Annotated in this window: 11 protein-coding genes and 2 pseudogenes; 12 read left to right on the top strand and 1 reads right to left on the bottom strand. The window is 48.8% G+C overall.

Features of this window, described 5'->3' with window-relative positions:
* Positions 1-74: 74 nt before the first annotated feature.
* A complete protein-coding gene (locus tag CF651_RS12210) occupies positions 75-1,532 on the top strand; it encodes an MFS transporter (RefSeq protein ID WP_094015130.1) in 1,458 nt (485 codons plus the stop codon).
* 25 nt (positions 1,533-1,557) lie between these two features.
* On the opposite strand, the pseudogene CF651_RS12205 reads toward CF651_RS12210, so the two are convergent.
* Positions 1,558-1,698, bottom strand: a pseudogene (locus CF651_RS12205) (6-phosphogluconate dehydrogenase); the annotation flags it as partial.
* 150 nt (positions 1,699-1,848) lie between these two features.
* On the opposite strand from CF651_RS12205, the pseudogene CF651_RS12200 reads away from it, so the two are divergent.
* The 11 genes and pseudogenes from CF651_RS12200 to CF651_RS12150 all read left to right on the top strand — a co-directional run.
* Positions 1,849-2,054 (top strand): annotated as a pseudogene (locus tag CF651_RS12200) (RrF2 family transcriptional regulator); the annotation flags it as partial.
* 210 nt (positions 2,055-2,264) lie between these two features.
* The gene (locus CF651_RS12195; RefSeq protein WP_094015128.1) at positions 2,265-3,155 is read left to right on the top strand and encodes an NAD-dependent epimerase/dehydratase family protein; all 891 of its coding nucleotides are present in this window, start codon (positions 2,265-2,267) and stop codon (positions 3,153-3,155) included.
* 65 nt (positions 3,156-3,220) lie between these two features.
* Positions 3,221-4,159, top strand: coding sequence for an NAD(P)/FAD-dependent oxidoreductase (locus tag CF651_RS12190; protein WP_094015127.1), 939 nt, complete (start codon positions 3,221-3,223; stop codon positions 4,157-4,159).
* A gap of 557 nt (positions 4,160-4,716) precedes the next feature.
* Positions 4,717-5,049, top strand: coding sequence for an ArsR/SmtB family transcription factor (locus tag CF651_RS12185; RefSeq protein ID WP_144029048.1), 333 nt, complete (start codon positions 4,717-4,719; stop codon positions 5,047-5,049).
* 45 nt (positions 5,050-5,094) lie between these two features.
* Complete coding sequence (locus tag CF651_RS12180) at positions 5,095-5,955, top strand: aldo/keto reductase (protein ID WP_094015125.1); 861 nt, start codon at positions 5,095-5,097, stop codon at positions 5,953-5,955.
* A 139-nt stretch (positions 5,956-6,094) separates the two neighbouring features.
* Positions 6,095-6,673: a TetR/AcrR family transcriptional regulator gene (locus tag CF651_RS12175; RefSeq protein ID WP_094015124.1), complete on the top strand. Its 579-nt coding sequence runs from the start codon at positions 6,095-6,097 to the stop codon at positions 6,671-6,673.
* 6 nt (positions 6,674-6,679) lie between these two features.
* Positions 6,680-7,096 (top strand): nuclear transport factor 2 family protein, encoded by a 417-nt coding sequence (locus tag CF651_RS12170; RefSeq protein ID WP_094015123.1) that lies wholly within the window; start codon positions 6,680-6,682, stop codon positions 7,094-7,096.
* A 240-nt stretch (positions 7,097-7,336) separates the two neighbouring features.
* On the top strand, positions 7,337-8,524 hold the full coding sequence (locus CF651_RS12165) for an ROK family transcriptional regulator (protein ID WP_094015122.1): 1,188 nt from the start codon (positions 7,337-7,339) through the stop codon (positions 8,522-8,524).
* A gap of 158 nt (positions 8,525-8,682) precedes the next feature.
* Positions 8,683-9,810 carry an extracellular solute-binding protein gene (locus CF651_RS12160; protein WP_094015121.1) on the top strand — a complete coding sequence of 376 codons (1,128 nt, stop codon included), beginning with the start codon at positions 8,683-8,685 and terminating at the stop codon, positions 9,808-9,810.
* Between the two features lie 56 nt (positions 9,811-9,866).
* Complete coding sequence (locus CF651_RS12155; RefSeq protein WP_094015120.1) at positions 9,867-10,964, top strand: ABC transporter ATP-binding protein; 1,098 nt, start codon at positions 9,867-9,869, stop codon at positions 10,962-10,964.
* 13 nt (positions 10,965-10,977) lie between these two features.
* Positions 10,978-12,714, top strand: a complete 1,737-nt coding sequence (locus tag CF651_RS12150; protein WP_425436255.1) for an ABC transporter permease — start codon at positions 10,978-10,980, stop codon at positions 12,712-12,714.
* Positions 12,715-12,849 lie beyond the last annotated feature (135 nt).

The following is a 12,849-nucleotide window of genomic DNA, read 5'->3' as shown; positions in this document are numbered from 1 at the left end:
CGCGCCTAAGCGCGTTTTTTCTTTCGTGCCGCTCGTGGTCATTCATTGATCAGTCAGGGAAAGGAGAATTCACGATGTCTACACCTCTTCAGGAGAAATCTTTAACGCTCGAGAACACTGGACCGCAAGTTGATCCCCGGCGCTGGTACGCCTTTGCGGTCATTTTGCTGCCGGTTCTGGTCATCCAGTTGAACACGTTTATGATTCAGGTCGCGCTTCCCTCCATCCAGAACAGCCTGCAGGCGAGCTTCTTTGAAGCGCAGCTCATCGTATCGGGCTACTCGCTCGGTCAGGCTGTGGCGATGATCATCGGCGGCAGGCTCGGGGATCTGTACGGCCGCAAACGGATGCTGCTGACCGGAGTCGGCGGGTTTACGCTTATGTCTGCCTTGGGAGGTGCGGTATCGGATCCTGGGCTGCTGATTGCCGTCCGCATCATTCAAGGACTAACCGCGGCTGTTACATTGCCCCAAATTTTGTCCATCATTCACACCACCCTGCTTCCGAAGGAAAAAGGGCTCGCATTTGGCATATACGGCGCGACGATCGGCGTCGGGTTCACGTTCGGCCTCATCATGGGAGGATTTCTGATCGACTGGAACTGGTTTCATCTCGGCTGGCGCACCGTATTTCTATTCAACGTGCCGTTCGGTTTGCTTGTCCTGATGTGCATGCCACTTGTACCCGAATCGCGCGGGGCCGAGTCCCGCAAGATCGATTGGCCCGGCGTGGTGCTGCTGACGATAGGCCTGTTTCTACTCGTTTATCCGGTATCGGAAGGGGCGAAGCGGGGATGGCCGCTCTGGACGTGGACGGCTCTTATTCTGGCGGTGCCGGTTCTGTTAGCCTTTGCCGCGGTGCAGAACCGGAAAAAGAAAAAGGGTGGCCTACCCCTGGTCGATTTATCTATTTTCCAAAAAAAGCTGTTCCCTCTCGGGCTGCTGAATGTGCTGGTGCTATTTCTCGGGATGATTTCGTTTTTTGTCGTCTTAAGCTACTACCTTCAGTATGGTTTGCATGAAGATGTGCGAACAACGGGCCTTGCCTTTTTGCCGGTGGGCGGAGGTTATTTTCTGACCTCTTTGTTATCGGGGAGAGTCGTTCGGCGATGGGGCTCCGCCGTGTTGAGGACGGGAGCGCTCGTCATGGCCGTCTGCAGCTTTCTTCTGATCGGCTCGCTGCATCTGGATGCCACGCAGTTTTTCCATATCCGTAACATCCTGCTTCTACTCGGTTATGGATTGGGACTCGGATTGGTGACTGGGCCGTTGGTCAACGCCGTCCTTAGTGTGGTTCGCCCTCAAGATGCCGGCACCGCTTCGGGATTGTACAACACAGTGGCCAACCTAGGCAATTCGCTCGGGGTCGCCTTGATCGGCTTGTTGTTCTCCGCCTCGCTGCGTCATCCGTTGGCAGAAGCGGCTTTGTCAGACTATACGCGAGCCTTCTCCAGTACCTTGATCGCAACTGGAGGACTCTCCGTTGCCACGTTCGTATGTCTGTGCTTGCTGAGGCCACAACAGCAGGTGTGAATACATTTAATTCGCTTAGCCTCGATCAGAATTTTTCCAGCCATTGAAAGTGAAAGCTTCCCTTTGGATCAAGCCGTTCGAACGTATGCGCCTCAAAATAATCCATCTGGGCCTGCAGCAAATTAGCTGGCAGTCTCACCGAGCGGCTGTTGTCATAATAAGCCAACGGGCAGCATTCCTATTGCCGAGCATCTTAAGAACTGCTCAATAGGAGCACTTGACTTATTTATTAAACATAGTTATTCTAGATATATAAAGTCTGTTATTGAGGCGGCGAAGGAATTATTCTCAAGCAACCGACTATGCCCTTCATGCGATGCTATATCTCATCATGTCAGATTCCGATAAGCCTGTAGGAGTTCAAATGCTTGCTGAGAAGCTAAGTGTGTCGCGAACTTGCTGTCTAAGATGATGGCACAACTCGTTAAAGCAGGATTCATTCAGTCTGTTTCTGGTGCAAACGGCGGGTATCGTCTCAGACAGCAGGGGGAGGCTGTTTCCTTTCTTGATCTTGATGTCATCTAAGCGATCGAAGGTACCGCTTCTTTGTATGAATGCAGCTTTATGCCGTGTAATTGTAGATATAATTAGTTGATTATATCGATAATATAAACACTAAAAGAAGGATAACCCAGACGGATCATAGTGAGAGTACGATGGATATGATAATTGTCGTCCCTGTTAAGAAATTTAGGAGTTAAAGCGATTAAAGAAAAAGGAGATTAAGAGAGCATGAAAATTTTGATTACAGGTGTTACCGGATATATTGGAGGTTCCGTAGCTAAGGCGTTGTTGGATGCAGGGCACTCGGTTTATGGATTGACACGCAATGCTGACCAAATAAACGAGCTCAAAGAAATGGGCGTGGAACCTGTTATTGGGTCCCTGGAAGATGCACAGCTTCTGACTGAATATGCGCAGCGGAGTGACGGCGTGATTCATACGGCTGATGTCGGACATCGCGCGGCAGTCGAGACGTTTATCAGCGCTTTGCGCGGGACAGGAAAGCCATTGATTCATACCTCCGGTTCAGGCATCGTTGGGGATGATGCCAAGGGGGAATATGAAAGTGAGCAGACCTTTAATGAAGAAACACTAGTGGTTAGGGACCTAGAGCTGATTCGCATCAATGAGTTGGTACGTAAAGTAGGTGTGGAACAGGGAGTACGAGGCATTGTGATCGTACCGTCCATGGTTTATGGAACTTCACTGGGGCTTCCAAGAGAGAGTATTCAATTGCCGCTAATTGTAAAAAAATCGAAAGAAATGGGTGCAGGTGCCTATATCGGTAGAGGGCGTAACCGCTGGTCCAATGTACACATTCAAGATTTGGCCCAGCTGTACCTGCTTGCGTTGGAGAAAACACCGTCCGCGTCTTACTTTTTTGCGGAGAACGGGGAGGAGTCGTTCAAAGATTTGGCCCGGTATGTGAGCGAAACCCTTGGATACGAAGGAAAAACGGTCAGTTGGTCCTTGGAAGAAGCCGTCGCAGAACTTGGTCTTCTTGCTCAATATACACTTGCGACAAACTGCCGGGTTCGCGCCGTACATGCTCGTAACTTGCTTGGCTGGAAGCCTGAGGGCGAATCCATCCAATCCTGGATTGCCAATAATGTAAAATAAGTAATGGCTGATAGATATTAAAAGTCTATTAAGGTTGTAATTTTGAAAGAGGGAGGTTTCTGAACATGCAGAAACATGCGAATGAAACGTATGATGTCGTAATTGTTGGTGGCGGCCCTGCAGGACTCAATGCTGCTTTGGTATTGGGGCGTTCACGTAGAAGCGTACTGGTGATTGATGAAGAATTGCCACGAAACCGAGTGACTCGAGAGTCTCATGGTTTTCTAACAAGGGATGGGATTGCTCCTGCTGAATTTCGAAGAATTGCTAAGGAGCAAATATTAAAATACCCTTCGGTCACATTTCAGTCCGATATTGTAAAATCAGCGACCGGACGTGACGGAGATTTTCATCTCCACTTGGAGAGCTCTGAAGTTGTAGTCCGTAGCCGGAAGATCTTATTTGCTACGGGGATGAAAGATGTATTGCCTGATATTGATGGGCTTTCCGAAGTGTATGGAACCAGTGCCTTTGTCTGCCCCTTTTGTGATGGATGGGAATTGCGTGACAAGCAGATTAGTGTAATTGCCCCGAATGATTTGAGTTTGCATTTCGTGAAGATGATATCAGGATGGACCAAACATTTGACCCTACTCACCCAGGGTTCACCATTCTTGTCTCCCGACCAACACTCGGAAATACAGCTCCATGGGATCGTAGTTATCGAAGATGAAATCAAACGGATTGAATCGCTAAAAGGATATGTGAATCATATTACCTTCCGTTCCAATCCGCCTGTGAAATGTGAGGGGATTTTCTTTCTCCCAACTTTGATTCAAAGTACAGATGTTTCAGAAAAACTGGGGTGTGTGTTGTCAGGCAACGGGCCCGTTATGGAAATTGATACTGATACAATGGGGAGGACGAATGTTTCGGGCGTGTACTCGGCAGGTGATGCATCTGGAGCTCCTTTTCAGTTAATATCGGCCGCATCGAGTGGGGCAACAGCAGCCGCTGCGATTCAATTGGATTTGTTGGACGCAGAGTGGAATCGTATTCAGTAATGGAGAACGATAGTTATCCTGCTCATAAGTAATAGGGTTGCTCCCGCAATCACGGGAACTTCAAAAAGCCAGCCAGAGAGGCTGGCTTTAAGCCATTCACCCTGTTTAAATGTAGCCTCTTAAATAGCTTGTCAGATTGGTTTCATTGTTAAGGCGTAACTTTACCGGGTTCCTTGTCATGAAAAGGAGCACTTTATCATGCGAATAGCCTTGCTTATTCACCTCATGTAAGAAGATGGTTTGAATAAAGATTCGCAAATTATCCTCATTGAAGCTTGCGTCCTCCTGTAGTCTATCATTTACGAAAATTATAAACTTCTCCGTTTTCCAATATTCAAGAAAATCATATTTATCCTGAAAATGCGAATAGAAAGTTGTTCGATTTACAGAAAAATATATCGTCGGGAACGAGCCTCATTTTCATAATTCCAGACGATATGAAGGAAAAATCAGGGTCTCGATTTTCTTTCCCAATGTGGAACAAAAGAAAGGAGCATGGTATCCTTTATTCGTCCAAAAAATTAAACGATTGAATCGTCGAATCAGGGGGGAATGCTGTGAAACATGAGGTCACGGCGAATCTTGCAGCTGAATTTAAAAAAAATCAGAAGGTATTAACCGCTATCGGAGATGAGACCAGGCAAGCCATACTCATGGCCTTGATTCAAGGACAACAAGATCCGGGAATGCGAGTGGGTGAGATTAAGGAAAAAACCCATCTTTCCCGTCCAGCGGTATCCCATCATTTGAAAATATTGAAAGAAGCGCAAATTATAAGCCTTCGTAAAGAAGGGACTATGAACTATTATCATCTAGACGCCAAAAGCAAGCTCAAGTCGCTGAAAAATCTCGTTGATCAGATCGAGATGCTTCTTTCACAATGCGAATAACCCAATTGGGATTATTTTTTTATTGAAACAAGGGAGGGAACGCAAATGAACAAAGTAATCGAAGCGGTGAATGGCGTCAAAATTCCCCAATTGGGCTTTGGCGTGTATAAAATAAAAAAAGGAGAAGAATTTGAAAGGGCGATTCGCGAGGCTATTCGAGTCGGTTATCGTCATTTTGATACGGCTAAAATATACGGAAATGAAGAAGCATTAGGACGAGAGCTTCAAAAAAGCGGGAATCCTCGAGAACAATTCTTTATTACCTCAAAAGTATGGACCACTGACCTCGGCTATGAAGCGACAAAAAGAGCCTTTGAACAAACCTGTAAAAAACTAAATGTAACGTACCTTGATATGTATCTGATACATTTTGCCGGCCCTCGTTATCTGGAAGCATGGAGGGCCTTGGAAGAGTTATATTCGGAAGGGAAAATAAAGGTAATAGGCGTTGCGAATTTCGAGATTCAGCACCTTGAAAATGTAATGAAGCATTCCAAGATTCCGCCGATGGTTAATCAAATCGAGACTCATCCGGAATTTCCGCAAAACGAATTGCACGATTATCTTGCTCGGCATCAGATTTTACATGAGGCATGGGGGCCGTTGGGGCAAGGGAATAAAGCGCTGCTGGGACGTCCGGAGTTGACCGAAATCGCCCTTCATCATGAAAAGTCAGCTGCTCAAGTCATCTTGCGTTGGCATCTGCAACGGGGGATTATAGTGATCCCAAAATCCTCAAATCCCCAAAGAATAAAAGAAAATAGTGAAATATTCGATTTTGAATTAACCGAAAAAGAAATGGAAACAATCGATCGACTGAACACGGGCAAAAGGTATTCGGTAAATCCGAACGGTTATATGGTTAATCCATTTTATATTAAGATGTTGAAGCTTTTTATAAAATAGCTTGTGCAATTGCTCAATATAAGAGGCAGTCTACGATTTTATTTTCCAAGTCAGCAGACTGCCTTTGGATAGGCGAAATTTAATTTCAGCTTGAAAATAGACAGACCTGTATGTATAATTAGCTTAAGGAGGATGTGCAATGAGAAAAGGAAAGAGAGACCACATATTGTCTGTCGCTTCCGAGCTGTTTTATAAGCAGGGGATACAGGCAACAGGCGTTGACCAGATCGTGGCCGAATCCGGGGTTGCCAAAATGACACTGTACAATCATTTTCCATCCAAGGATGACCTGGTTTCCGCGTATCTTGCACGCAGAGATGAGTTATGGCTGGAAAACTTCGAAGCCAGGGTCCGGGAGCTGGGTAAGTCGTCAGGCGCTTCGCTGCTTGCCTTGTTCGATGCTTTGGAGGAATGGTTCCGTAAGCCGGACTTTTATGGCTGCGCGTTTATTCATGCGGCTGCGGAGTTTTCATCGGTATCGCATCCGTTTCATTTGGCTTCGCAGAAGCATAAAGTGAAGCTGCTGCAATTTATTCGTACCTTGGTCCGGGAAGCGGGTGTCAAGGAAGAAAACCGTACGGAATCGTTGACGAATGCGCTTTTTTTGCTGGTGGAGGGGGCGATTGTGACAGCGATGGTTCAAGGAGAGCCTGCGGCTGCGCTTCGCGCCCGTGAGACGGCACAAGACTTGTTGACTATTTATTTATCTAAGGAGTGAGCGGGAATGCAAACGATTATTAAACCCCCATTTACATTGGAAAGTGCCAGAGCCAAGGTGCAAGCGGCGGAAGACGCATGGAATTCATGCGATCCTATTCGGGTGTCTCAAGCCTACTCTATCGATTCGGAGTGGCGTAACCGGGCAGAGTTTTTCCAGGGACGCGAAGCGATCCAGCAGTTTTTAACCCGTAAATGGGAGAAGGAGCTGGACTACAAGCTGATGAAGGAGCTGTGGTGCTACACCGACAACCGGATCTCGGTCCGTTTCGAATACGAGTGGAGAGACGCGGCGACCGGTCAATGGATGCGTACCCATGGTAATGAGCATTGGGAGTTCGACGAGGAGGGGCTGATGCGCCGCCGCGATATGAGTGCAAACGATTATCCTATTGAAGCTTCTGAGAGAAGATATGTGAGGTAGGTTAGTACAATTCTATGACATGATGCCTGTGTAAAATAAAGCTGCGGTTCCGTTCTCTTATCGGGGGAAGGGAGCCGCAGCTTTTTTGCTAGAAACCTGGAGGACCATACGCTCATCCGCTGCCCGTGCTCGTTCACAAAAACTTAACGGACGTGTCATACCGCTGCTCGGGCGTGCATAGATTAGGATCAAATGCGCTTTGTTAATCATTTTAACTAATTAAGGTGGTGAACCATTCCATTGATCGGTCGGGGTCAAACGGGCAATACGAAGTTGGTCAAACAAATGAACCGCGAAGGTATTCTTCATCAGCTGAAGGAGAACTCGAGGGTATCGAGAGCGGATTTAGCCAAGTTGACGGAGCTGAGCCGACCATGCGTTTCCTCTTTGGTGGATGAAATGATTAGGGAAGGCTTAATTCATGAAGTAGGGGTTGGGGAGTCAAAAGGGGGGCGTAAGCCGATTTTGCTGGAGTATAACTATCAAGCCTACGGAGTGGTTGGAGCTGTATTTGAAGGAAGCACGATGCAGCTGGCCATTGCCGATTTGAAGGGGGAGGTCTTGTTCCAGTATCAAACGCAGTTTACTTGCCCGAAGGATGGGGAGAAAGCGATCCGAAGTGTGGAGCACGGGCTCGCAGAGCTGCTGTCACAGAGCCGGTTCGATAAAAGCAGGCTGCTTGGCATCGGCCTCGGACTGCCTGGCATTACTCAGCGCAGAGACGGTACGGTCAGCTACGCTCCAAGCACAGGATGGATGGGGTTGCCGGTACAGAGAGAGATTGAACAAAGACTAGGTCTGCCGGTCATCATTGACAATGATGTCAATCTGATGACCCTGGGGGAATTTCATCAGGGGGTTGGCAGAGGCTGCTCCAACCTTGTGTACATGTATGTAGGTACCGGGATCGGGGCAGGGATCATGATCGGAGGGCAATTTTACCGTGGGGCTATGGAAGCAAGTGGGGAAATCGGCTATATGATGGTTGGTCCGTTGGGGCAGCGCGGGTATGGGGAATTTGGTGTTTTTGAAAATAACTACTCCGTACCGGCCATCCGGAACAAAGCGAAGCGGCTCCTTCCTTCACCGCAAGAAGATATAAGCATTATCAGGCAGCTCTTGGATCTGTCGCATAATGGTTCCGATGACGCGCGCGAGCTTCTAGACGATATTTATAAGCATTGGGCTTTTGGCATGGCCAATATAGCGTGCGTCATGGATCCGGAGCTGTTGATCCTGAGCGGTGAGCTGGTCCATATCGGGGAGGAGGGGATTGCTGAGCTGCGGCACATGCTTGCGGAATGGATTCCATCAATTCCCCGATTGAAGATGGCGTCGTTAGGCGAGCAAGCCGGCATTATCGGAGCCATACACAGTGCGTTGGAGGCATTTCCCTCAGCGAGGGGGACGGAGATGCTTGTGAAGTAAGCTTTTACTGGCGCAAAAACTCAGCTGATGCTTACGATGCAAGTTTTGTTACACAAAACTCAGTGGACGCTTACGAAGCCAGTTTTTACTGGCGCAAAAACACAGTTGATGCTTACGATGCAAGTTTTGTTACACAAAACTCTTAGGAGGAATAAACGATGAAACAACTTTTCAAAAAGCGTACGTCCTGGTTTACCGGAACGGTTCTCAGCCTGGTCATGCTGGCAACAACAGCCTGTGGCGGAGCGGCACCGACGTCTGCGCCGGCGAAGCCCGCTGATAAGCCTGCAGCGGAAACGCCAAAGCCGACGGAGGCGCCGAAGCCCGCAGAGAAGCAGAAGCTCGTCATTTACACCGCCAGAGATAAAAATGTCGTCGACGAGATTATCCCGAAGTTCAAGGAGAAAAACCCGACAATGGATGTCGAGGTGCTGACCATGGGGGCGCAGCAAATTCTGGAGCGGGTACGCGGGGAAAAGGCGAATCCGCAGGCTGATTTTTGGTGGGGAGGCACCCAATCCGCTCTGATGACTGCTGCCAATGAGAACTTGCTGGAAAGCGTCAAGCCGAGCTTTGCAGATAAAGTGCCTGCGTTATACAAAGACGCTCAAGACCGGTGGTATGGTGAGATGCTGCTGCCCGAGGTCATCATGTACAACTCCAAGGCATTAAAGAAGGAGGACGCACCGAAGGACTGGGACGATTTGCTCGACGCGAAGTATAAGGGCAAAATCATTATTCGCGGCGTGTTGGCCTCAGGAACGATGAGAACAATTTACTCTGCAATGATTCACCGTCAAGGAGCGGCCGATCCGAAAAAAGGCTACGATTGGTTGAAAAAGCTGGATGCGAACACGAAGGAGTATGCTCAAGATCCGACCAACCTGTATTTGAAGCTTGCCCGTGAGGAAGGCACGCTGTCGCTATGGAATTTGCAGGACATTATGATTCAGAAAGAGCTGCAAAAACAGCCGTTCGATTTTATATACCCGGCAAGCGGAGCACCGATCCTCGTAGATGGAGTTGGAGTCGTCAAAGGCGCCAAAAACATGGATGCGGCCAAAAAGTTTTATGAGTTTTTGTTTGATGCCAAGCTTCGTGTGGAATTGGCCGAGAAGCTGTTCCAAATTCCAACGCGGACGGATATCAGCAAGGATACGCTGCCGGCATGGCTGAAGGGCGTTGAATTGAAGCCTATGGAGCTGGACTGGACTGTTATGGCGGAGAAAGAAAAGGACTGGATGCAGTACTGGGATGAAAACATTAAGGGGAAAGGGTCCAAATAATGACTGCAGGCGGAGTTTTCTCCGCCTCTAATCCTCACGGAGGGAGGTACCTGCGTTTGATTGATGTGACATTGGAGCATGTAAGCAAGCAGTTCGGCTCGGTTAAAGGCGTTGAAGGTATTGATATTCACATCAAGCCAGGCGAGTTTTTTACTTTTCTGGGCCCCAGTGGATGCGGCAAGACGACGACGCTTCGAATGATAGCCGGGTTTTATTACCCGAGCGGGGGCCGGATTTTATTTGGCCGGGATAACGTGACGACACTGCCCCCGAACAAACGGAACACCGGGATGGTATTTCAAAACTACGCATTATTTCCCCATATGACGGTCTTTGAGAATATAGCCTTCGGGCTGCAGGTGAGGAAGGTGCCGAAGCCGGAGCTGATTCAAAAAGTGGAGAGGATACAAAAGCTCGTTCACTTGGAAGGCTACGGCAGCCGGAGGATCGATCAGTTATCAGGCGGGCAGCAGCAGCGTGTTGCCTTGGCAAGAGCGCTTGTCATTGAACCGAACATTTTGCTGCTGGATGAACCCTTGTCGAACCTGGATGCCAAGCTAAGGGAAGAAACCCGCCTTGAAATAAAACGGCTTCAGATGGAACTGGGAATTACGACCATTTATGTCACTCATGATCAGGCGGAGGCTATGGCTATGTCCGATCGGATTATGGTCATGCAGGGTGGGATTGTTCAGCAAATCGGCAGTCCAGAGGAAATTTATCATCGTCCGGTGAACCGGTTTGTCGCTTCTTTTATAGGCGAATCCAATCTATGGCAGGGGACGGTGGTAGCCTTGGAGGACGGAGAAGCGGTGCTGCGGTTCGACTTTGCGCCGGAGCTTCGTCTTAGGGGACTCATACACAATGCAGCCTCTGCCTGTAAGCTGGAAAAAGGGGCTTCCGTTACAGTGTCCATTCGTCCGGAGGCCATTGTTGAAGCCTCAACAAAGCAGGATGAGGCAGCTTCATTAACAAATACGGTTCAAGGAAAAGTAACGATCTCAGAATTTACAGGCGTGAGCGTGAACTATTTGGTACACATCGGGGATACCCCTCTGAAGGCCATGTTTGTCGGGATAGGACATCACGTCAGGCAGCGCGGTGAAGAAATCGTTTTTCATATACCGAAAGAAAGTATTTATTTCTTAGGATAGGGTGGGGATCCCGGTGAGAGAACAAAATCCAAGCTCAGCTTCCGCCCTGTCTAATCGGACCTGGTCTGCGATAACCTCTTCCCGCTATTTCATTTATGTTTTGGTCGCTCCGCTGTTTCTTGTGCTGCTCGCCTATGTAGTCTACCCGCTGTTTCAGACGTTTGTCCAGAGCGTACAGGTGCAGGAGCAATTTACGCTAAAAAATTATGCGAAATTTTTCAGCTTGGAGCATACCGCGAATTTAGAAGCGCTATGGACCAGCATTTATATCTCCGTACTTAGTGTAATCACATGTGCCATCGTTGGGGTTGCCATGGCTTTTCTATTGGAACGGTATGAGTTTCCCGGAAGAAAGGTGCTTACCGTTCTGGCGATGGTCCCGATGGCGCTGCCTCCCCTCGTCGGGGTGCTGTCTTTTACGTTCCTATATGGAGAAAGCGGCATTATTCCGCGATTCTTGAAGCTGCTGTTCGAGCTGGAGCAGGTTCCTTTCTCCTTGAAGGGTGTCTGGGGCGTATTGATGGTGCATACGTTCACGATGTACACCTACTTTTATATGACGGCCTCTACAGCGATCAAGGGCCTGGATCCCTCCCTTGAGGAAGCGGCCTCGAGTTTGGGAGCGGGACGATTGTACGTATGGCGGCGTGTGATTCTGCCAATGCTGACGCCGGCGATGATCGCCTCATCCTTGCTGGTGTTCATGATCTCGATGGCCTCGTATACGGCGCCTCTGATTTTCGGTATCGAGCGGACCATGACGATGCAAATTTATTTGTCCAGGACGAACGGCAATCTGGATATGGCTGCTGCGCAGTCAACCTTGCTAACCATCGTTTCGATCTTGTTTCTGATGATCATGCGTTGGTATCAGGGATTGCGCAACTATCAAAATATGAGCAAAGGGGTCAGCGTTCATCGAACCGAGGTGAAGAGTACGGCAGGCAAATATACGGCGATGGTATTATCCTTCATCGGGGTTATTGTGCTGCTGCTGCCGATCCTGGTGCTGATCCTCATTTCCTTCTCCAAAGACGCCACATGGACGACGCAAATATTGCCTCCGGCCTACACGGTAGACCATTACATCAAGCTATTTACGGATAGCAAGACGTGGCGCCCGATTGGCAACAGCTTCAAGTTGAGTTTTATTGCGACGATAGGCAATGTCATCTTTGGGGTTGCCGCAGCTTATGCAATGGTCCGTATGAAATTTAAAGGCAAGACGCTGCTGGATATCTTGATCATGCTTCCGTGGGCGCTGCCGGGTACGGTTGTCGGGGTCAATCTGATTACGGCGTTCAGCCAGCCCTCGGTGTTCAGCTTCAATCAGGTGCTCATCGGCAGCTTCTGGATTCTTCCGCTTGCTTATTTCGTGCGTCACCTGCCCCTAGTATTCCGTTCGACCTCCGCTACTTTGATGCAAATGGACGGCTCGGTCGAAGAAGCGGCCCGTAATTTGGGAGCGTCCTGGTGGTACAGCTTCCGAAGGGTTGTCTTCCCGATGGCTTTAAGCGGGGTGCTGGTCGGCACGCTGCTGGCTTTTGTGCAAGGCATCGGCGAATTCGTTTCTTCGATTTTATTATTCACGGCCAAAACCGCACCGATTTCCGTCGAGATTTTCCAGCGTATGTACTCCTTTGAATTTGGCACCGCTTGTGCTTATGGCGTTCTGCAAATCATTCTGATTGTGATCGTGCTGTTCATTTCAAGAAAAATCGCAGGCGATCAGGCAGGCACAGCGGTCTAAACTCCGCTTCAACCGGTCATATCGTGGGCGTCCACGTGATGATAGCTGCAGGCTTTCAATGAAGATTGACCTGCGGTCATAAAGCTGCCGAGGCTACAACAATGTAATCAAAGGAGGAGTTAACTTGAGGCTTAG

Origin of the sequence: Paenibacillus rigui (assembly GCF_002234615.1) — a bacterium.
GTDB lineage: Bacteria > Bacillota > Bacilli > Paenibacillales > NBRC-103111 > Paenibacillus_S > Paenibacillus_S rigui.
Note: the sequence above shows the minus strand (reverse complement) of the source record. Positions and strands in the feature narration are given on the sequence as shown.